Source organism: Streptomyces sp. NPDC012825 (assembly GCF_042900925.1).
Classification (GTDB): domain Bacteria; phylum Actinomycetota; class Actinomycetes; order Streptomycetales; family Streptomycetaceae; genus Streptomyces.
This window is the reverse complement of record NZ_JBIBBZ010000018.1, coordinates 26,563-46,020: the sequence shown is the minus strand read 5'-3', so window position 1 is coordinate 46,020 and position 19,458 is coordinate 26,563. Positions and strand designations below refer to the sequence as shown.

The window sequence follows — 19,458 nt, the reverse complement described above, 5'->3', positions numbered from 1 at the left end:
GCCCGCGCCGGGTTGCCACGGGCATGACGATCAACGCGCCGCAACCCGAGGTCCTGCGCTACACCGCCTTCTCCGGCACCCCCGACGGCGGGAACCCCGCCGGTGTCGTTCTGGACGCCACCGGCCTGGACGACGACGCCATGCTGGCCGTCGCGGCCGGCCTCGGATACTCGGAGTCCGCGTTCCTGACCGCGCCCCCGGAGGGTCTCGGCGGCGAGGGGGAGCGGGCGTACACCATCCGTTACTTCAGTCCCAAGGCCGAGGTGCCGTTCTGCGGACACGCCACCGTCGCGACCGCCCTCGCGCTCGCCGAGCGGACGGGCCCCGGGAAGCTGCTGTTCGCGACGCCCGCCGGCACCGTGCCGGTGGAGGTGACCGAGCAGGACGGGACGCTCCGGGCCACCCTCACCAGCGTCGAGCCGCACGTCGAGGGGATCACCGACGCCGACCTCGCGGAGGCGCTCGCCGCGCTCGACTGGCCGGCCGCCGACCTCGACCCCGCCTTCCCGCCCCGCGTCGCCTTCGCCGGAGCCCGCCACCTCGTCCTCGCGGCGGCGACCCGCGCCCGTCTCGCCGACCTCGCGTACGACTTCGCGCGCCTCGAAGCCCTGATGCACCGCCTGGACCTGACCACGGTCCAGCTGGTGTGGCGGGAGTCGGCCACCGTCTTCCACGTCCGCGACCCGTTCCCCGTCGGCGGCGTCGTCGAGGACCCGGCGACCGGCGCCGCGGCCGCCGCGTTCGGCGCCTACGCACGCGATCTCGGCCTGGTCCCCGAGGACGCCGTCCTCACCCTGCACCAGGGCGAGGACCTGGGACGCCCCGGCGAACTCACGGTGACGCTGCGCGCGGGCGACCCGCGCGTCCGGGTCAGCGGCGCGGGAACCCGTATCGGCTGACGTACCGGCACGGGCCCCGGGGCGTGCGCCGTCGCGTGGAGCACGGCCCCCGGGCCCGTCAAGTGTTGCGTGTGCCTCACCGGTGGGTGCTGTTCAAGGAGAGGTCTCGGCGTCAAGCTGAGCGGCGTGCTCCGGACCATCGCGGGCGCACTTCTGATCGAGTCGGAACACGCCGTTGACGGCCAGAGCAGCGAACGGAGAACACTCGTGATTGTCGGAGTCCTCAAGGAAGCGCGGGCAGGTGAGAGTCGCGTCTCGGCCACACCGGCCACGGTCGAACAGATCCGCAAACTGGGGTACGGCGTGGTCGTCGACCCCGGCGCGGGCGTCGCGGCCGGCTTCACCGACGGCGCCTACGAGGCCGCCGGCGCGACCGTCGGCGACGCGGTGGCGGCGGACGTGGTGCTGGGGGTCAACGCCCCGGCCCCGTCCCAGCTCGACCGGGTCCGGCCGGAGGCGACGGTGATCGCCCTGTTCTCCCCGGCCTTCGACCCGGCGATGGTCGAGGACCTGGGCCGGCGCCCCTTCACCGCCCTGTCGATGGACGCCGTGCCGCGCATCAGCCGGGCCCAGTCGATGGACGTGCTCTCGTCGATGGCGAACATCGCCGGATATCGGGCCGTCATCGAGGCGGCGCACGAGTTCGGCCGGTTCTTCACCGGCCAGGTGACGGCGGCGGGCAAGGTGCCGCCCGCCAAGGTGCTCGTCGCGGGCGCCGGCGTCGCCGGTCTGGCCGCGATCGGCGCCGCGGGCTCGCTCGGTGCGATCGTCCGCGCCACCGACCCCCGGCCCGAGGTGGCCGACCAGGTCCGCTCCCTCGGCGGCGAGTACCTGTCCATCGAGTCCCCCGAGACCGAGGTCTCCAAGACCGGCTACGCCAAGGAGATGGGCGACGACTACAAGGCGCGCGAGGCCGAGCTCTACGCCGCCCAGTGCCGCGAGGCCGACATCGTCGTCACCACGGCGCTGATCCCCGGCCGCCCCGCGCCGACGCTGATCACCGCCGAGATGGTGGCGAGCATGAAGCCGGGCTCGGTGATCGTCGACATGGCGGCCGCCAACGGCGGCAACGTCCAGGGCACGGTGAAGGGCGAGAAGACCGTCACGGAGAACGGCGTGACGATCATCGGCTACACCGACCTCGCGGGCCGACTCCCGGCGCAGGCCTCGCAGTTGTACGGCACCAACCTGGTGAACCTGCTGAAGCTGATGACGCCCGACAAGGACGCCCGCCTCGTCCTCGACTGGGACGACCCGGTCCAGCGCTCGATCACCGTCGTGCGCAAGGGCGAGACGGCCTGGCCGCCCCCGCCGGTCCAGGTCTCGGCCGCCCCGGCCCCCGCGCCCGCGGCGGCCGCGGTGGAACCCGCGCCCAAGAAGGCGCCGACCACGGCGAGGCAGAGGTTCGGCGGCGTGGCCCTCGGCGCCCTGGCCCTCTTCCTCCTTGCCGCGTTCGCGCCGGCGGCGCTGCTGCCCCACGTGACGGTCTTCGTGCTCGCGATCGTGATCGGCTACTACGTCATCGGCCACGTCCACCACGCGCTGCACACACCGCTGATGTCGGTGACGAACGCGATCTCCGGGATCATCGTCGTCGGCGCGCTCCTCCAGATCGGCCACACCAGCACGGCGGTCACGGTGCTGTCGTCCGTGGCGATCCTGCTGGCCAGTATCAACGTCTTCGGCGGCTTCGCGGTGACGCGTCGCATGCTCGCCATGTTCAACCGGAGCTGACATGTCTGCGACCATTGCCGCCCAGGCGGCCTACCTCGTCGCCGCGCTGCTGTTCATCCTGGCGCTGGCGGGACTCTCCAAGCACGAGACGGCACGGCTCGGCAACGCGTTCGGGATGCTCGGCATGGGCGTCGCGCTCGTCGCGACGGTCGTGCTCGCGGTCGACGGCGACGTCAGCACCGCCGGCCTCGGCCTCATGGCCGTCGCGATGCTGGTCGGCGCCCTGATCGGCCTCCAGCGGGCCCGCGGCGTCGAGATGACCGGCATGCCCGAACTGATCGCGCTGCTGCACTCGTTCGTCGGTCTGGCCGCCGTCCTGGTCAGCTGGAACGGCTTCCTGAACGTCGAGCACGACCCCGACGGCCACGAGGCGAAGGCCCTGGACGCGCTCGGCACCCTCGGCATCCACCACGCCGAGGTGTTCATCGGCCTGTTCATCGGCGCGGTGACCTTCACCGGCTCCGTCGTGGCGTACCTGAAGCTCGCCGCGAAGATCGACTCCAAGCCGCTGGTGCTGCCCGGCAAGAACGCCCTGAACCTCGGCTCGCTCGCCCTGTTCGTCGCCCTGACGGTGTGGTTCGTGATCACGCCGGAGCTGTGGCTGCTCATCGCCGTGACGGTCCTGGCCCTCGCCCTCGGCTGGCACCTGGTGGCCTCGATCGGCGGCGGCGACATGCCGGTCGTGGTCTCGATGCTCAACAGCTACTCCGGCTGGGCCGCGGCGGCCTCCGGCTTCCTGCTCGGCAACGACCTGCTGATCGTCACCGGCGCCCTCGTCGGCTCGTCCGGCGCCTACCTCAGCTACATCATGTGCAAGGCGATGAACCGCTCCTTCTTCGCGGTCATCGCGGGCGGCTTCGGCATCGAGGCGGCGTCCGGCGCGGACGTCGACTACGGCGAGCACACGGAGATCACCGCCGAGAGCGCCGCCGAACTGCTCGGCTCGGCCCGGTCCGTGGTCATCACCCCCGGCTACGGCATGGCCGTCGCCCAGGCCCAGTACCCGGTCGCGGAACTCACCTCGAAGCTCCGGGCCAGGGGAGTGGACGTACGGTTCGGCATCCACCCGGTCGCCGGGCGCCTGCCCGGCCACATGAACGTGCTCCTCGCCGAGGCCAAGGTGCCGTACGACATCGTCCTGGAGATGGACGAGATCAACGAGGACTTCGCCGCGACCGACGTCGTCCTCGTCATCGGCGCCAACGACACGGTCAACCCGGCCGGCGCCGAGGACCCCGGCAGCCCGATCGCCGGCATGCCGGTCCTCACCGTCTGGGAGGCCGGCAAGGTCATCGTGTTCAAGCGCTCGATGGCCTCGGGGTACGCGGGCGTGCAGAACCCGCTCTTCTTCAAGGAGAACACCTCGATGCTCTTCGGCGACGCGAAGGCCCGGGTCGAGGACATCGTCGGCGCCCTCTGAGGCACGACGAGGGGAGGGCCTCCCGGCCGGGAGGCCCTCCCGCTCCACCGCACCGTCCGGCGACTACCGTCGCGGGCATGGTCGAACACGATGTACTCGGCGCCACCCGCGAGGCCTACGACGCCGTCGCCTCCACCTACGAGCAGATGTTCCGCGACACGCTGCGGGACCTCCCCCTGGACCGCGCGATGCTCGACGCCTTCGCCGAGGTCGTCCGCGAGGGCGGGGAGGGACGGGTGGCGGACCTGGGCTGCGGACCCGGCCACGTCACCGCCCACCTGGACGGTCTGGGACTGGAGGCGTTCGGCGTCGACGCCTCTCCCGCGATGATCGGACTGGCCCGCCGGGCCCACCCGCACCTGCGGTTCGACGTGGGCTCGATGGCCGCCCTCGACATCGCCGACGGCGCGCTGGACGGCGTGCTCTCGCGCTGGTCCGTCATCCACATCCCGCCGGACGAACTCCCCGCCGTCCTGGCGGAGTTCCACCGCGTCCTGGCCCCCGGCGGCCACCTCCTGATCGCCTTCTCGGGGAGCGAGGGCCCGTCGCACCCGACGCAGGTCTTCGACCACGCGGTCGCGCCCGCCCACCGCTGGTGGCCCGACTACCTCGCCGCGACACTGCGCGCGTCAGGGCTCACGGAAACGGCCCGGATGACCCGCGAGCCGCGGCCCGCCGACCGGCGGCAGTTCCAAGAGGTCCACCTGCTGGCCCGCAAGACCTGAGCGGTGCGTCCGTACGCGTTCCCCGACGAGGTGCCGCCCGCCCCCGGCCCCGATCACCGGACGCGGCCGTCGGGGCGCCCGGTCCGGGGTGGTCCGGTCGACCGGCGCGATCCTGGGCAGACGACGGTCGTGCCGGGACCCGCCCGCGCCGCCGTCGCCATCAGGAACGGACAGCCGCATGAACCTCCTCGACCGCATCGCCTTCCGCACGGCACGGGCCGCCGCCCGCCGTCGCGGGGACCGGCCGGCCCTGCACCCCCGGGGGACGGCCCTCGCGGGACGCCTCACCACGTCCGGCCACCGGGAGCCCTGGGGCGTGCCGTGGCTCGACGCCCCCGGCTCCGCCACGGTGACGGCCCGCTGGTCCCGGGGCGCCGGGCTGCCGCACCCGCTGCCGGACGGGCTGGGCCTCGCGCTGCGGGTGGAGGACGCCGGCGGGCCGCGCCGCCCCCTGGACCTGCTCCTCACGACCGGCGGCCGAGGCCGGTGGACCCGTCACGTACCGTTTCCCCGCACGTCCGCCACGGCCGGCCCGTACTCCAGTCTCCTGTCGTACGTCGTCGGCGGGCGGCGGGGCGTGCTGGCCGCGTTCCCGGTGCCCGGTTCCCCGCGGATCCCCGCCGACCCCGCGACGGTGGGGGCCGCCGCGGCCGGGCGGCCCGTGGTGTTCCAGCTCTGCTTCGGGGCGGGCGGCACCTGGCGGCCCCTGGCCCGGCTCACCCTCCACGGCGAGGCGCCTCCGGCCACCCGGGAAGCCGGCCCGTTCGACCCCTACCTGAACTCCCTGCCCGGCTTCCACCCCGTCGACCGCCTCCGGTCGCTGCGCCTCGCCGCGTACGCGGGATCACGGGCCGGACGGCACGTACCGCCGCCCTCCTGAGCGGGCTCGCGGGCGGTGCGCCTCACTCGCCGTTCTTCTGGAGCAGACAGTCGTACCCGAGCTGCAGGGTGTCGGCGAGCGCCAGGGCGGTGAGGCCGCCCGTCACGGTCCGCGTGGCACGCGGCCACAGCAGGCGGGCACCGGTGAAGGTGGCCGTCAGCCACACGCTCAGACAGAACGGGCAGGTGATCAGCTCGCCCACGGTCGACCTGACGGCGCCCCCGCGGGGACTCTCGCTCACTTCCGCGGGGCCCGTCGCCGACTCGTACCGCGTGAAGGGCGCCCGCAGGGGACTGGTGACGGACCCCTTGGTGAGGAGCCGGCTCAGCCGGAACACGGCCGCCGCCGTCAACGGGAGGTCCCAGGGGTCGTGGCGGTCGGGCAGCTTCGTCCCGCGCCTGCGGACCGCCGCGCCCCAGGCGGCCGTGTAGGCGCCGAACGCGACGACGGCCCCGAGGTGCCCCCCGAGCCGGCGGTCCTCCTGCGGCGAGTACGCCTCGCCCAACCGTCGGAACGTTTTCTTGAGCTGGTGCACGAAGGGCCTTTCCCTGTACGTCGTGGTTCATGGGGACGGTCTCCGCCGACGGCGCCGGCGGTCGTGTCCGTTCGGTACGGCCAGGACGTCAGGCCCGGTCGGGGGAGGGAGCCGCTTCCGGGGCGCGCAGCCTCACCTCGAGCCGGCCGCCGACGACGCGGGTGTCGAAGGAGGGCTGGGGGGCCGTCGCGGGGCCCTTCACGTTCCAGCCGTCCTCCAGGCGGAAGACGCTGCCGTGCCACGGGCAGCGCACGCAGCCGTCCTCGATCGTTCCCCGGGACAGCGGACCGGCCGCGTGGCTGCACGCGTCCGCGAGGACATGTACGCGGTCCGCGCTCTCGCGCACGACCAGGACGGGCACGTCGCCGACGTGTCGCCGCACCGCCTGCCCGAGGGGGAGGTCGGCGACCTGTCCGAGCGCGTGCCAGCCGGGTTCCACGAGGTCGGGGACCGAGGCGGCGCGGTTGACGCCGGATCCCTGCCGGTAGGCCAGATGACCCCCGATCGCGCCGCCGACGCCGACGGCGGTCAGGCCCGCGAACGCCAGCGCCTTGCCCCGGAGGGTGCGGCCCCGCGCCCGCGCGACCAGGGAGGCCGTGTAGAGCCCCACTCCCGTGGCGTTCGCCGCCGCGTGCACCAGACCGACCCGCATCTGACGGCGCCGCAGCTCGGCCCAGTCGACCCAGCCCGCCACGGCCGCGGGGGCCGCCGCCGCGAGTCCCACGCCGATCAGCGCGCCCGCCGCCCGCCGCTGCCCCGGCATCAGGTCGAGCACCGCCGCCGAGAACCAGGCCCCGATCGGCACCTGCACCATCACCGGATGGACGGGGTGGCCCAGCCAGCGCCCGTGCAGCGCGTCCCTCCCACGGCCCAGGGGAATCGCCCGGACCACCTCACCGAGGCGCTCGGCCGACCCGTCGAGGGCGGTGGCGCGCTCCAGGCGATCCATGGCCCGCAGCACCCTGCCGGGACCCGAAGCCGAGGGCAGGACGCGTTCCAGCGCCCGCCGGACGCTTCCGCCCGCGGGGGCATGGGCGTCGAAATCCGAGGCAGAAGTCATGAACGTCGTATAACCGGCACGTGGTCGGCGAAACGGATCACGGTCGTTGTTCAGTACGACGGACGGCAGAGGACCCCGACCCGGGCCGGGGCCCCACGACGGACGGCAGGGCCCCGGCCCGGGACCGGCCGCCGCTACGCGTTCTCGTCGTCGTCCGGCTCCCGCTCCCCCTCGGCCTGCGACGGTGTGGTCCGCTCCGGTTCGACGTCCCGGTGCTCCGTCCCCTCCGGGCCGCTGTCCTCGGGCCGTTCCCCCTCGGCCTGCGACGGGGTGCTCTGCTCCATGGCTCCGTTCCTTCCCTCGGCGCGGTTCGTACGGTCGCGCGGCAACCGCGTACGGGTGCCCCGGGGGCGGTTACCCACTGTCGCGCGGTTCACCGCCCCGCATGGCCGACACCGCCCCGGGTAGAGGCCGGGACATGGCAGACAGGAAGCGCTACGCGGTGGCCGCCTCGGGCAGTTGGACGGACGAGGAGGACGGCCGCCGTCTGCCCGCCGGTGAGGTCCACGCCTGGGAGCAGGGCATGAACCAGACCGTGTGTGGACTCTCCCTGCACCGTTCCCGGCTGACGCGGCTGTCGCACGTCGTCTGGACCGACGTGTTCCCCGAATCCGGCGGCGCCGCCGACCGGGTGCGGCGGGTCTGCCCGCGCTGCGCGTCCGTCGCCGGACGCCGTGGCCCCGACGCCCGCCCGCGGTGGCAGCGCGTGAACCCGCGTCCCTGACCGGGGCGGGAGCTCGTCGGCGCCGAAGATTTCCGGCAATGGTTCGGAGATCGAGCGTATGAGCGGAGCGTAAGGGGGCAGGCGCGAAGTACAGCAAACAGATAGAAACCCTTCCAGCACGCAGGAGGAGCCTTGAGTGACTTCCAGGACTCGGACCGGCAGGACCAGAGCAGGGCGGCGGAAGTAGCGCGAACCGCTCAGGACAAGGCCGGAGAAAGCGCTTCGCTGGTGGGCGGAAAGGCCGCGGAAGTGGGCGGCACGGCGAAGGAACAGGCCGGCAACGTCGTCGGCGAGGCCGCGGCCCAGGCCAAGGACCTGGCGGGCGAACTGCGCAACCAGTTGCAGGGCCAGGCCGAGACCCAGACCCAGCGCCTCGCGGAGAACGTACGACGCCTCTCGCACGAGCTGCGCGAACTGGGCGACAACGGCAAGCCGGACTCCACGATGGCGGACCTGGCCCGCCGGGCCGCCGACGGAGGCCACCGGATGGCCTCCCACGTGGAGAACCGAGGCCCCGACGGCCTGGTGAGCGACCTGCAGAGCTTCGCCCGCCGACGTCCGGGCGTCTTCCTCGCCGGCGCGGCGCTGGCCGGCTTCGTGGTGGCCCGCGCGGGCAAGAGCATCGGCGCGGCGTCCTCCGGTGGCACGGGTGGCACAGGCGGGGAGACCCGCTCTCCGGAACCGTACGCCGGTACGTACGAGACGCACGGCACGTACGGGACGGAGCGCCCCCTCACGGATCCCGACCCCCTGCCGCGCGCCACGCCGGGCACGTACGAGGACCCGCTCGACACCTACGGCCAGTCCCAGCCCCCGCACGTCACGCCGGCTCCGCCGAACCGTCCGCCCGCGGGCGGCGGACAGACGTACGGCGGCCCCTCGCGTCCGGCGGGGGGGATCTGATCATGGCCCTCTCCTTCCAGGAGCGCCCCACCTCGGCGGCCGTGCCGCCGGGTGAGGCGCCCGAACCGTCGATCGGCGATCTGGTCAGCGAGATCGGTCAGGACCTGTCCCGCCTGGTCCGGGACGAGATCGAACTGGCGAAGGCCGAGATCAAGCAGGAGTCCGCCAAGGCGGGCAAGGCCGTCGGCATGCTCGGCGGAGCGGGCTATGCCGCCCACCTGGTGGCGCTGCTCGGCAGCCTGACCGTCGTCTTCGCCCTGGCCAACGTGATGGACCTGGCCTGGGCGGCCCTGATCGTCACCGCCCTCTGGGCGATCGTGGGCGGTGTGCTCTACTCCGTCGGCCGCAAGCGCCTGCGCACCGTCAACCTCAAGCCGGAACAGACCGTGGAGACCCTCAAGGAGGACGCCAAGTGGGCGCGACACCCGACGAGCTGAGGAACGACGTGGAAGAGCGGCGGGCCCATCTGGCCCACAACGTCGACCGCCTGGCCGACCGGATCACCCCGGGCAGGGTCGCGCGTCGCAAGGCCGATTCGATACGGCACCAGGTGAGCGGAGTGAAGGAACGGGTCATGGGCAGTGCACACGACTCGGCGCACGGCGCGTCCGAGGGTCTGAACCGGGCGGCGAGCAGCGTCGCGGACACGGCGCGGGAGGCGGGGGACAGCGTGAGCGAGGCGGTCCAGCAGGCTCCGGCGCGGGTGCGCCGGCAGACCCAGGGCAGCCCGTTGGCCGCCGGTCTCATCGCCTTCGGCGCGGGCATGCTCGCCTCGGCCCTCCTGCCGACCACCGAGGCGGAGGAGCGCCTGGGGCAGCAGCTCAAGGAGCACTCCGACGAGCTGCTGGAACCGGTGAAGCGGACGGCCATGGACGCGGCGCAGGAGGTCCGTGAGGAGCTGCGCGGCCCCGCTGCGGACGCGGTCGAGTCGGTGAAGAGCACCGCTCAGGAGGCCGTCGGGACGACCAAGGAGCACGCGCAGGACGCGGGCCGGGAGACCGCCCAGGAACTGCGGCAGACCGGCCGTGACGCCGCCGACGACATCAGGCACACCTCGGGCGGCGGGGGACAGTCGGGATACTGAGAACCGCGTCGTCGCACGGAACAGTGGCGGCTGCCGGCCCACGGGCCGGCAGCCGCCACTGTGTGTATGTGTATGGAGGGGTGGTGTCCGCGGCGTGGTGCGACCGTCGCGGTCAGCCGACGAGCGCGAAGTCGATCTCGGAGCGGGCGCGGGCCAGTTGACGGCGGGAGGCGACCAGAGCGGCGTCGGCGTCACGGGTGCCGGTGGACACGCACAGGGTGTAGGTGACGTCCTCGAGCTGACGGCGCACCTCGGCCGAACCCTGCTCGGCGTACAGGGCCCGCAGCGTCTCGTACTGCTCGACGAGGTTCTCCAGCACCATGGGGTGGGCCATCAGCATCAGCCGTCTCCTTACTCCGAACGGGGTACATCCCGTTTCGCGCGTGTGCCCCGGACCGCGCGGCGGAAACCGTGCGGTCCGGGGTGTCTCGGAGGGATGGGACGTTCGCGTCCGCGCCGGTGGGTCCGGCGCCGTGATCAGGACCGCCCGTGGGCGGCGTCAGTGGTCGCCGGGCATCCCGCGGCGTCCGCGCGCGCCGGAGCCGCCGCGCGTGTCGCCGGCGCGGTCCCGGGCCGCGGAGGCGGCGGCGAGGGCGAGGAGGGTGGCCACGGCGCCGGTGATGAGGTTGCTGGTGATGGAGCGGGTGTGGGCGACGTCCCCGGCGACGACCCAGGGGGCGACACAGGTCCAGATGCCGATGGCCGCGGCGGCCCAGGCCATGGAGTGGGTGCGTTCGTAGGAGTTGCCGAGGCCGCCGAGCAGCAGCATGTAGGCGATGCCGGCGATGAGGTTGGTGACGGCGAGGGTGGTGAAGCCGTTGAAACCGGCTATCCAGGGTGACGCGGCGAGATACAGACCGGTGACGAGGGCCAGGGCCTCGATCATCTGGGCCCGCGGGGTGGCGGCGGCACGGTCGTGCCGGGCCCGCAGCTCCATCAGGTCGGGGTGCTCTTCGATGGGCGCGCGATGGGTCGACGCCATGATGACCTCCAGAAGGACGGTGCTTGTCCAGCACTTACCCGTAAAAACGGCATAAACGCCCCAATCGGAGCATTCTTGGCATTCTGTTGGTCGATGTCACCCGGCGGCGGGGCGTGCGGGAGCGTGCGGCACGTCGCCCTCCGCGCCCGCCAAGTGGGTGCTTCCTGCCCGTGGCAGTCGAAAAGCGCAGGTCACAGCCGATGGGATGAAGTGTTTTAAGCCGAGTGCCCGCATTTGTTCGGTTCGCCGAAAAAGTTGGTCTACGGTCGCCCTGCACGTGTGCTTTCCTCCAAGCCCTTCGCAGGAGTTCCCATGACCGTCTCCACGGAGCCGCCCACCCTCGTACCCGTGAAAGGAAGAGGCCCCGGGCGGGTCGTCGTGGACTGGGCGACGACGACCGACCACAAGAAGATCGGGCACCTCTACCTGATCACGTCGTTCGCGTTCTTCCTGCTGGGAGGCCTGCTGGCGCTCGTGCTCCGGGCGGAACTGGCGCGGCCGGGTCTGCAGATCGTCTCGCCCGAGCAGTACAACCAGGTGTTCACCCTGCACGGGACGGTGATGCTGCTGCTGTTCGCCACCCCCACGTTCGCCGGTTTCGCCAACGCGATCATGCCCCTGCAGATCGGCTCGCCCGACGTCGCCTTCCCCCGGTTGAACATGTTCTCGTACTGGCTGTTCCTCTTCGGCGGCCTGATCGCCTTCGCGGGCATCTTCACCCCCCAGGGCACGGCGGACTTCGGCTGGACCGCCTACACGCCCCTGAGCGGCGGGGAGCGTACGCCGTACGTCGGCGGCGACATGTGGATCATGGGTCTGGCCTTCGCCGGTTTCGGCACGATCCTGGGCGCGGTCAACTTCATCACCACGATCATCTGCATGCGCGCGCCGGGCATGACGATGTTCCGGATGCCGATCTTCACCTGGAACGTCCTGCTGACGTCGGTACTCGTCCTGCTGGCCTTCCCCGTCCTGGCCGCGGCCCTGTTCGCCCTGGAGGCGGACCGCAAGTTCGGGGCGCACATCTTCGATCCGTCCAACGGCGGGGCGCTGCTGTGGCAGCACCTGTTCTGGTTCTTCGGGCACCCGGAGGTCTACATCATCGCGCTGCCGTTCTTCGGCATCGTCAGCGAGATCCTGCCGGTCTTCTCCCGCAAGCCGCTCTTCGGTTACATCGGTCTGGTCGCCGCGACCATCGCCATCGCGGGCCTTTCGGTGACGGTGTGGGCGCACCACATGTTCGCCACCGGGGCGGTCCTGCTGCCGTTCTTCTCCTTCATGACCTTCCTGATCGCGGTCCCGACCGGCGTGAAGTTCTTCAACTGGATCGGCACGATGTGGAAGGGCTCGCTCTCCTTCGAGACCCCCATGCTGTGGTCGATCGGCTTCCTCGTCACCTTCCTCTTCGGCGGTCTGACCGGCATCATCCTCGCCTCGCCGCCGATGGACTTCCACGTCACCGACAGCTACTTCGTCGTCGCCCACTTCCACTACGTCGTCTTCGGCACGGTCGTCTTCGCCACCTTCGCCGGCTTCTACTTCTGGTGGCCCAAGATGACCGGCACGATGCTCGACGAACGCCTGGGCAAGGTCCACTTCTGGACCCTCTTCACCGGCTTCCACGGAACGTTCCTCGTCCAGCACTGGCTGGGTGCCGAAGGCATGCCGCGCCGTTACGCGGACTACCTGAACGCCGACGGCTTCACCGCCCTGAACACGATCTCCTCCATCGGCGCGTTCCTGTTGGGAGCGTCCACCCTGCCGTTCTTCTACAACGTCTGGAAGACCGCCAAGACCGCCCCCCGCATCACCGTCGACGACCCGTGGGGCTTCGGCCGCTCCCTGGAGTGGGCCACCTCCTGCCCGCCGCCCCGGCACAACTTCGTCACCCTCCCCCGCATCCGCTCCGAGTCGCCCGCCTTCGACCTCAACTACCCCGAGGTCGCCGCCCTCGACCACGCCAAGGGGGACAAGCGGGACGTGTTCGACGACTCCGGCGCCGCCACCCACGGCGGCCCCGACGCCGGCCGGGACGCATGACCGCGTACGGTTCCGGGGAGCCGCGGGCCTCCGCGAGCCGAATCGGCGACGGCGCACGCGGCGAACCGCGCGCCCTGACGGCGGAGGCGGCCGCGGGCATCGCCCGGCTCGAGGGGTACCTCCTGGCGCGGCGGGTCAGGACCGAGGCCGCGGAGGCCGGCGACGTCTTCGCCGACCGGTTTCCGTGGCTGGGGCCCCAGGAGCGGTCGGAGATCGCCCGCGCGTTCGCGGGGGAGCACCTCGCCGTGCGACGCCGCATGCTCCGGGACACCGTCGCGCGCGCGGACGAACTCCGCCGCGAGTACGGCGACCGCTACGACCGCCTCCGCCGTCGGCTGCTCGCCGCCGCGCTGGGCGCGGCCGGTGCGGCGACGGTCGTGGTGTCACTCGCGGTGAGAAGCGCCGGCTGACTTCTGCCGGGCCGCGCGGTCCGACCACCAGACCGCCGCGGACACCAGGCTCAGGACGACCAGGACGCTTCCGGCCACGATGCAGAGCATGCGGTCCGCCGTGTGGACGGCGGTGTTCTGGGCGCCCAGGACGAACGGCGAGGCGATCAGCCAGGCGCCCGCGACGCCCACGACCGCGTCGGACCACAGCCCTCCGCCGCGGTACAGGCGCGTGCTCGCGGCGAAGGCGACCACGAGCCCCACCACCAGCTCGTTCACCTGGGCGTCCTTGGGCCCGTCCTGCGTGGCCATCGGGAACAGCAGGACCACGACGGAGGTGACCAGCATCAGCAGGCCCAGGATCTGGTCGTGCGCCCCCTGGCGCAGGACGTGGGACCGGTCCGGGACGCGCGGGACCGTTCCCCGGTCGACGTGGATCGCCATGGCGCTCATCTCCTCGGGAAGGGTCACCCGCGACTACCCGGTGGGTCCGGCCCCACTCTCCCGTACGACGGTGTGAATCGTATGAAAAGGGTGAAACGGGGCACGCGCGCACCACGGGGACACGAGCGCACCCACGAGGAGGCCGGCATGGACCCGTCCGGCTCGGACCGCCTGGAGATCGAGTTCATCGGCAACGCCACCCTCCTGCTCAGGTACGGCGGGCTGACCCTGCTGACCGACCCCAACTTCCTGCGCGGAGGCCAGTACGCCTATCTGGGGAACGGCCTGGTGAGCCGGCGCCTGCGCGATCCCGCGCGCGAGGTCGACGCGCTGCCCGCCCTGGACGCCGTCGTCCTCTCGCACCTGCACGGGGACCACTTCGACCGCGTCGCGCGGCGCGGCCTGGACTCCGGCCTCCCCTTCCTCACCACGCCCCACGCGGCCCGCCGGCTGAACACGCTGCACGGCTTCCGCCGCGCCCGCGGCCTCGGGACCTGGGAGGACACGGTCCTGCGCAAGGGGGCCACCCGGGTCCGGATCACCGCCCTGCCGGCCCGGCACGCCGGCCACCCCGTCCTGCGGCGGCTCCTTCCGCCCGTCATGGGCACGCTGCTGCAGTTCGGGGAGGTGGACGGACCCGGCGGCGTCAACCTGTACCTCACCGGCGACACCCTGCTCTTCGAGGGGCTGGACGAGATCCCCCGGCGCTTCCCCGGCATCGACCTCGCGGTCCTCCACCTCGGCGGCACCACCCTGCCCGGCGGCATGCTCGTCACCATGGACGCCGAACAGGGCGTCGAACTCGCCCGCCGCGTGGACGCCGCCCGGCTCCTGCCGGTGCACTACGAGGAGTACACCGTGATGAAGTCGTCCCTCTCCGCCTTCCTCGACGCCGCGCGCCGCGAAGGCCTGGGCGAGCGCCTCGTGCACTGCCCGCCCGGCGGCACCACCGTGCTGACCGCGCGGCACCCGGCCCCGTAGGACATCGGCCGTCAGCCCGCCCGCAAGGCCGCGGGCCGGGAGCGCGCGGCGGTCGGCGGCCCCGTGGCGTCCGCGGCCCGCGGCTTTTCACGCGGGTCCCACGGGCTTCCTACAGGCTGGTGAGCAGCTGCGGGGACAGGTTCTTGATCATGGTGTTGGTCCAGCGCATCTGCCGCAGTGTCCGGGGGTGGCAGAACGAGGCGAGCGCGAGGAGCCGGTGGTCCCTCAGGGCCTGTGCGGCCTGGGCCAGCATCTCCCAGTGCAGCGAGTTGTGCGCCGCGGCCAGATGAGCCTCGCGCAGGTCGCGCAGGAGCAGCAGCCCGGGATCGGACGGACCGCCCGCGGGGTCCGGCGCCTTCTTGCGGGGCGCCGCGAACAGGTCGGGGGAGGAGCCGCCGGGCGGACCGTCGAGGCCCGGACCCCGGAGGTCCGGGCCGTCGGAGTCGGGCCCCTCGGAGTCCGGGTCGCCGGAGTCCGGGCCGTCGAGGTCGAGGCCGTAGTGGGCGGCCGTGTCGGCGAGGCGCCGGACGTGTTCCCGGGACCAGGTGGCGACGTCGGTGGCGACGTGATGGACCTCGTGTTCGGCGCGGTGCCGCTCGGCCAGGGCCACGAGGCCGTCGACGAGGTCGCGTTCGCCCTGGTGGAGGGCGCGCAGAACGAGCGTGACGCCGTTCACCGGTCGTCCTCCTTCGTGTCGTGGGCGGGGTGCGGCTCCTGGGTGACGCGCGCGGCCGGCCCTCCGACGGTGGCCGGCACGCCGCGCGGGGACGCCGGGGCCGAGGCGGCGGTGGTAGGCGCCGGCGACGGGGTCCCGTCACCGCGCTCGACGAGGGTGAGCGAGGCCGCGGCCGTCTTGAACATCGGCTGCTTGGACGCGGGGTCCCAGTCGGTGATCGTGGTCTCGTTGGCCGCACGGCCCGGGGTGTCGGGGCCCGGACCGTCGCCGGCGGGGGTGTCCCAGTACCCGTAGTGGAAGGGTACGAAGAGCACTCCCGGCCGCAGACCGGTGACGCGCAGCCGTCCCCGCAGGGCGCCGCGGGGGGTGCGCACCTCGACCAGGTCACCCTCGCGCAGGCCGGTCCGCGCCGCGTCCTCCGCGGAGGCCTCGACCCACACGTCGGGGGCCGCCGCGTTCAGCTGGGGCGCGCGGCCGGTCTTGGTGCGGGTGTGGAACCGGTAGACGGTCCGGCCCGTGGTCAGCTGGAAGGGGTACTCCTCGCTCGGGCCCTCGTGCGGCGGCAGATAGGCGGCGGCCTTGATCATGGCCTTGCCGTCGGGGTGGAGGGAGCGGTACTCCACCGCCCCGTCCGCCGCTCCGGTCACCAGGTCCTTGCCGTAGTTCTCGCACACGTCGGAGGATCGAGGCGGCCTGCACCCAGCGCTGCACCGCGCCGGGCTCCACGCCCTCGGCGAGGTGGGTGTCCACCCGGACCGGCCACGGCTCGTGGCGCCCGTGCGGTACGCGGCCGCCCCAGGGGTCGGCGATCCGGTCCACCGAAGACTCCATCACGACCTCCACCGGGCGACCTGCGGACCGGTCACGGATGCCCCTCGCCCCCGGCCCTCTAACGCGACCGCTCCGGAAGCCACCCCGGTGCCGCGTCGGAGACCGCCGGAGCCCCTCGACGGTCCGGGCGCGGCGGTCCGGGGCCCGGCGGACCGGACGCGGCGGACCGGGCTCGGCGGTCCGCCGGGCGTCCGGCGGGACACGTCCGGCCGCGGTCCGCGGCGCGCGCTCCCGTGGCGCCGTCAGGCGTCCGTCGTATCGGCCCGGCGCCGGCGGCAGTACAGGAACACGTGCGGTTCCGGACCGGCGTGCGGATGGGCCGGGGTGAACAGCGTCTCCTCGCGCTCCAGCACGTCGAGACCGGCCTCCTCGGCCACGGCGACGAGGTCCGGCGCGCCGAAGCTGGTCACACGCACGGGCTGTCCCATGAAGACGCCCTCCACGCCCTCCACGTCCAGCGGCACGGTGGCCAGGACCAGGAGTCCGTCCGGCACCAGCGCCCGCGCCAGCCGCCGGACGACGTCCGCCTGTTCGCTCCGGTCGAGCTGGAGCAGGGAGAAGTACACGCAGACCGCGTCGAACGACGCGACGTCGAGCGGCAGTTCGCGGACGTCGACGCACCGGAAGGAGGCGGACGGCACCTGACGGGCCGCCAGTTCCACCATGACGGGGGAGACGTCGACGCCCAGCACCTCGTGACCGGCGCCCGCGAGCGTCTCGGCGGTGGGCCGGCCCGTGCCGCTGCCCACGTCCAGGACCCGGCTGCCCGGCGCGAGCCGACCGAGCAGCCACTCCAGCGAGCGCCGGTGCGCCTCGGAGTCGGCGAACGCCTTCTCGTACGCCGCTCCCAGCGCGTCGAACACGACTGCCGCGGGGGGCCGTTGCTGCTCGTCGGTCACGGAGGTCCTTCCGGTCGGGTCGGGCGGATGTCGTCGCATCGTTCCACCGGCGGGCGGGCGCCCACAAGGGCTCCCGGCCCCGCCGCCCCGGCGGTCGGAACACCGGCACCGGCCGCTCGACCGGGTCCGGCACCCGACCCCCGCGATTCCCGCCGCGCGGGGCCGGCGGGACGCACCGCGAGCCGGGGTTGTGGCGGTCCCCGAGGGAGGCGACGGCCCGGTCGGAGCTTCTGCGCGACCTCACGTCCACCGTCCTGGCCGACACGGCGCTCAGGGTGAGGCGGACGTGGCGCCCCTCGCTCCGGCGACGAGCGACTTTTGATAATGAAAACCGTTGTCATATACTGGCCCCATGGCACGCAACGAACTCCGCCCGGTCGTCAAGCTCCGCTCCACCGCGGGCACCGGCTTCACCTACGTCACCCGCAAGAACCGCCGCAACGACCCCGACCGCATGGTGCTGCGCAAGTACGACCCCGTCGCCCGCCGGCACGTCGACTTCCGCGAAGAGCGCTGACCCCGGCCCCTCGCCCCACCGTCCGAAAGGTTCCCGCCGTGAAGCCCGGCATCCACCCCGCCTACGGCCCCGTCGTCTTCCGCGACTCCGCCTCCGGCACCGCTTTCCTGACCCGATCCACCCTGACCAGCGACAGGACGATCGACTGGGAGGACGGCAACACCTACCCGCTCGTCGACGTCGAGATCTCCTCGGCGAGCCACCCCTTCTACACCGGCACCGCCCGCGTCCTCGACACCGCCGGCCGCGTCGAACGCTTCGAGCGCCGCTACGGAGCCCGCTGATGGCGCACGTGCGCGAACTCCCCGTCGTGATCGTCGCCGGGCTCCACGCCGAGGCCCGCAAGGAGGTCGTCGACCGCCTCCTGCGGGCCGTCCCGGGGAGCGTGGCGCTCCACCACGACCTCTCCTCGGCCCCCGACGGCACCGTGCTCCGGCTCGTACGGGACGCCTCCGGGCCCGTCTCCCGCGGTGAGACGCCGCTGGTGAACGACTGCGCCTGCTGCGCGCTGCGCGAGGACCTCGTCCCCGAGCTGGAACGCCTGGCCGGCGACGGTCTCACCCGTCTCGCGGTGGTCGAGCTGTGGGACTCGGTCGAGCCGAAGGCCATGGCCGAGGTCGTCGCCGGACACGGCGGGGACCGCCTGTCCGTGACGGGCGTGATCACCGCCGTGGACCCCGCGCTCGTCCTGCCGTACCTCGCCAACGGCGACGACCTCGCGGAGGCGGGGCTCGCCGCCGCCCCCACCGATCGGCGGACCGTCGGCGACACCTGGGCCCGCCAGCTGGAGTACGCCCCCGTCCTCGCCGTGGTCGACAGCGCGGAGGCGGACGACGAGGACCGCGCCCTCCTCGCCCAGCTGCACCCCACCGCCCGCCGCGTGCCGGCCGCCTCGGCCGACCTCGCCCGGGCCGCGTTCGCGGGCTTCGACGTCGAGGCCGCCGCGGCCGCCCAGCACCCCGCGTGCGCGCTCCTGCCCCAGGAGGCCGACGAGGCAGGCGTGACCACCTTCGTCTGGCACCGCCGGCGGCCGTTCCACCCCGAGCGCCTCTACGAGGCCCTGGAGGACCTGTGCTGCGCGGCGGCCCGCAGCCGCGGCCGGTTCTGGCTCGCCGACCGCCCGGACACCCTGCTCGCCTGGGACGCGGCCGGCGGGGCGCTGTGCGTGGAGAGCGCGGGGCCCTGGCTCGCCTCGCTGCCGGACGCGGCCTGGGAGATGGTCCCGCCCGTACGCCGGGCGGCCGCCGCGCTCGACTGGCACGCCGACCACGGCGACTGCTGCCAGCACCTCGTCTTCACCTCGCCCGGCCTCGACCGGGACGGCCTCGAACGGCTCCTCGACTCCTGCCTGCTGACCGACGCGGAGTACGCGTCGGGGCCGGAGGAGTGGAAGCGCCTGCCCGCGGCCTTCGCCCCCCTCCTCGACGCCGCCTGACCCCGCCGCACGACACGTACGACCCGCCCGTCCAAGGAGAGACCCCCGTGGCCCGACGCCCCGAGCCCCGCAAGCCCGTCAAGACCCGTCCCAACCCGCTGGACGCGGCCGGGATCACGTACATCGACCACAAGGACACCGACCTGCTGCGCAGGTTCATTTCCGATCGCGGCAAGATCCGCAGCCGGCGCGTCACCCGCGTGACCGCCCGGCAGCAGCGGGCCCTCGCCGCCGCGATCAAGAACGCCCGCGAGATGGCCCTGCTGCCGTACGCGAGCCGCTGACGCCGGTCGTGACCGG

The 19,458-nt window shown here is 73.2% G+C and carries 24 protein-coding genes and 1 pseudogene; 16 read left to right on the top strand and 9 right to left on the bottom strand.

The window, feature by feature from the left end; genetic code table 11:
• The first annotated feature begins 23 nt into the window (after positions 1–23).
• The 5 genes from ACFY7E_RS27435 to ACFY7E_RS27415 all read left to right on the top strand — a co-directional run bounded on the left by ACFY7E_RS27435 (position 24) and on the right by ACFY7E_RS27415 (position 5,658).
• Entirely contained in the window at positions 24–899 is an 876-nt protein-coding gene (locus tag ACFY7E_RS27435) for a PhzF family phenazine biosynthesis isomerase (protein WP_389489357.1), read from the top strand.
• Positions 900–1,106: 207 nt separating this feature from the next.
• Positions 1,107–2,633 (top strand): Re/Si-specific NAD(P)(+) transhydrogenase subunit alpha, encoded by a 1,527-nt coding sequence (locus ACFY7E_RS27430; protein ID WP_389489354.1) that lies wholly within the window; start codon positions 1,107–1,109, stop codon positions 2,631–2,633.
• Position 2,634: 1 nt separating this feature from the next.
• Positions 2,635–4,053 (top strand): Re/Si-specific NAD(P)(+) transhydrogenase subunit beta, encoded by a 1,419-nt coding sequence (gene pntB / locus ACFY7E_RS27425; protein ID WP_389489352.1) that lies wholly within the window; start codon positions 2,635–2,637, stop codon positions 4,051–4,053.
• A gap of 77 nt (positions 4,054–4,130) precedes the next feature.
• Positions 4,131–4,778, top strand: coding sequence for a class I SAM-dependent methyltransferase (locus ACFY7E_RS27420; RefSeq protein ID WP_389489350.1), 648 nt, complete (start codon positions 4,131–4,133; stop codon positions 4,776–4,778).
• 178 nt (positions 4,779–4,956) lie between these two features.
• The gene (locus tag ACFY7E_RS27415; protein ID WP_389489348.1) at positions 4,957–5,658 is read left to right on the top strand and encodes a phosphodiesterase; all 702 of its coding nucleotides are present in this window, start codon (positions 4,957–4,959) and stop codon (positions 5,656–5,658) included.
• Positions 5,659–5,680: 22 nt separating this feature from the next.
• Here the strand turns inward: ACFY7E_RS27415 and ACFY7E_RS27410 are convergent, their stop codons facing one another.
• From ACFY7E_RS27410 to ACFY7E_RS27400, 3 genes are all read right to left on the bottom strand, one after another.
• Positions 5,681–6,193: a DUF1360 domain-containing protein gene (locus ACFY7E_RS27410; RefSeq protein ID WP_389489346.1), complete on the bottom strand. Its 513-nt coding sequence runs from the start codon at positions 6,191–6,193 to the stop codon at positions 5,681–5,683.
• Positions 6,194–6,281: 88 nt separating this feature from the next.
• Entirely contained in the window at positions 6,282–7,253 is a 972-nt protein-coding gene (locus ACFY7E_RS27405; RefSeq protein ID WP_389489343.1) for a Rieske 2Fe-2S domain-containing protein, read from the bottom strand.
• 134 nt (positions 7,254–7,387) lie between these two features.
• The gene (locus tag ACFY7E_RS27400) at positions 7,388–7,537 is read right to left on the bottom strand and encodes a hypothetical protein (protein ID WP_389489341.1); all 150 of its coding nucleotides are present in this window, start codon (positions 7,535–7,537) and stop codon (positions 7,388–7,390) included.
• 134 nt (positions 7,538–7,671) lie between these two features.
• On the opposite strand from ACFY7E_RS27400, the gene ACFY7E_RS27395 reads away from it, so the two are divergent.
• The 4 genes from ACFY7E_RS27395 to ACFY7E_RS27380 all read left to right on the top strand — a co-directional run bounded on the left by ACFY7E_RS27395 (position 7,672) and on the right by ACFY7E_RS27380 (position 9,964).
• The gene (locus tag ACFY7E_RS27395) at positions 7,672–7,977 is read left to right on the top strand and encodes a hypothetical protein (protein WP_389489339.1); all 306 of its coding nucleotides are present in this window, start codon (positions 7,672–7,674) and stop codon (positions 7,975–7,977) included.
• Between the two features lie 132 nt (positions 7,978–8,109).
• Entirely contained in the window at positions 8,110–8,880 is a 771-nt protein-coding gene (locus tag ACFY7E_RS27390; protein ID WP_389489337.1) for a hypothetical protein, read from the top strand.
• A gap of 2 nt (positions 8,881–8,882) precedes the next feature.
• On the top strand, positions 8,883–9,317 hold the full coding sequence (locus ACFY7E_RS27385; RefSeq protein WP_389489335.1) for a phage holin family protein: 435 nt from the start codon (positions 8,883–8,885) through the stop codon (positions 9,315–9,317).
• Complete coding sequence (locus ACFY7E_RS27380) at positions 9,293–9,964, top strand: DUF3618 domain-containing protein (protein WP_389489333.1); 672 nt, start codon at positions 9,293–9,295, stop codon at positions 9,962–9,964. The genes ACFY7E_RS27385 and ACFY7E_RS27380 overlap by 25 nt, the downstream gene beginning before the upstream one ends.
• A 112-nt stretch (positions 9,965–10,076) precedes the next feature.
• Here ACFY7E_RS27380 and ACFY7E_RS27375 read toward each other — a convergent pair whose 3' ends face one another.
• A complete protein-coding gene (locus tag ACFY7E_RS27375; RefSeq protein ID WP_389489330.1) occupies positions 10,077–10,304 on the bottom strand; it encodes a DUF5133 domain-containing protein in 228 nt (75 codons plus the stop codon).
• A 159-nt stretch (positions 10,305–10,463) separates the two neighbouring features.
• Entirely contained in the window at positions 10,464–10,946 is a 483-nt protein-coding gene (locus ACFY7E_RS27370; protein WP_389489328.1) for an SPW repeat protein, read from the bottom strand.
• Positions 10,947–11,258: 312 nt separating this feature from the next.
• Between ACFY7E_RS27370 and ctaD the strand changes: the two genes are divergently transcribed.
• Both ctaD and ACFY7E_RS27360 read left to right on the top strand, forming a co-directional pair.
• Entirely contained in the window at positions 11,259–12,986 is a 1,728-nt protein-coding gene (ctaD, locus tag ACFY7E_RS27365; protein ID WP_389489325.1) for a cytochrome c oxidase subunit I, read from the top strand.
• Complete coding sequence (locus tag ACFY7E_RS27360) at positions 12,983–13,396, top strand: hypothetical protein (RefSeq protein WP_389489323.1); 414 nt, start codon at positions 12,983–12,985, stop codon at positions 13,394–13,396. The genes ctaD and ACFY7E_RS27360 overlap by 4 nt, the downstream gene beginning before the upstream one ends.
• Here the strand turns inward: ACFY7E_RS27360 and ACFY7E_RS27355 are convergent.
• Positions 13,370–13,819: a hypothetical protein gene (locus ACFY7E_RS27355; RefSeq protein ID WP_389489320.1), complete on the bottom strand. Its 450-nt coding sequence runs from the start codon at positions 13,817–13,819 to the stop codon at positions 13,370–13,372. The genes ACFY7E_RS27360 and ACFY7E_RS27355 overlap by 27 nt on opposite strands.
• Before the next feature lie 147 nt (positions 13,820–13,966).
• Here ACFY7E_RS27355 and ACFY7E_RS27350 point away from each other — a divergent pair, with 147 nt between their 5' ends.
• The gene (locus ACFY7E_RS27350) at positions 13,967–14,800 is read left to right on the top strand and encodes an MBL fold metallo-hydrolase (RefSeq protein ID WP_389489318.1); all 834 of its coding nucleotides are present in this window, start codon (positions 13,967–13,969) and stop codon (positions 14,798–14,800) included.
• 109 nt (positions 14,801–14,909) lie between these two features.
• Here ACFY7E_RS27350 and ACFY7E_RS27345 read toward each other — a convergent pair whose 3' ends face one another.
• The 3 genes and pseudogenes from ACFY7E_RS27345 to ACFY7E_RS27335 form a co-directional block, all read right to left on the bottom strand.
• On the bottom strand, positions 14,910–15,476 hold the full coding sequence (locus tag ACFY7E_RS27345) for a hypothetical protein (protein ID WP_389489316.1): 567 nt from the start codon (positions 15,474–15,476) through the stop codon (positions 14,910–14,912).
• Positions 15,473–16,153 (bottom strand): annotated as a pseudogene (locus tag ACFY7E_RS27340) (molybdopterin dinucleotide binding domain-containing protein); the annotation flags it as partial. The gene ACFY7E_RS27345 and the pseudogene ACFY7E_RS27340, both read right to left, overlap by 4 nt.
• A 396-nt stretch (positions 16,154–16,549) precedes the next feature.
• Positions 16,550–17,245, bottom strand: a complete 696-nt coding sequence (locus ACFY7E_RS27335) for a class I SAM-dependent methyltransferase (protein WP_389489313.1) — start codon at positions 17,243–17,245, stop codon at positions 16,550–16,552.
• A 313-nt stretch (positions 17,246–17,558) separates the two neighbouring features.
• Between ACFY7E_RS27335 and rpmG the strand changes: the two genes are divergently transcribed.
• From rpmG to rpsR, 4 genes are read left to right on the top strand one after another with little or no spacing between them, the layout of a single operon-like run.
• Positions 17,559–17,723: a 50S ribosomal protein L33 gene (gene rpmG / locus ACFY7E_RS27330; RefSeq protein ID WP_062750742.1), complete on the top strand. Its 165-nt coding sequence runs from the start codon at positions 17,559–17,561 to the stop codon at positions 17,721–17,723.
• A gap of 38 nt (positions 17,724–17,761) precedes the next feature.
• Entirely contained in the window at positions 17,762–18,007 is a 246-nt protein-coding gene (locus ACFY7E_RS27325; protein ID WP_383438955.1) for a type B 50S ribosomal protein L31, read from the top strand.
• Positions 18,007–19,158 carry a CobW family GTP-binding protein gene (locus ACFY7E_RS27320; RefSeq protein WP_389489309.1) on the top strand — a complete coding sequence of 384 codons (1,152 nt, stop codon included), beginning with the start codon at positions 18,007–18,009 and terminating at the stop codon, positions 19,156–19,158. The genes ACFY7E_RS27325 and ACFY7E_RS27320 overlap by 1 nt, the downstream gene beginning before the upstream one ends.
• 47 nt (positions 19,159–19,205) lie before the next feature.
• On the top strand, positions 19,206–19,442 hold the full coding sequence (gene rpsR / locus ACFY7E_RS27315) for a 30S ribosomal protein S18 (protein ID WP_389489307.1): 237 nt from the start codon (positions 19,206–19,208) through the stop codon (positions 19,440–19,442).
• The last annotated feature ends 16 nt before the right edge of the window (positions 19,443–19,458 follow it).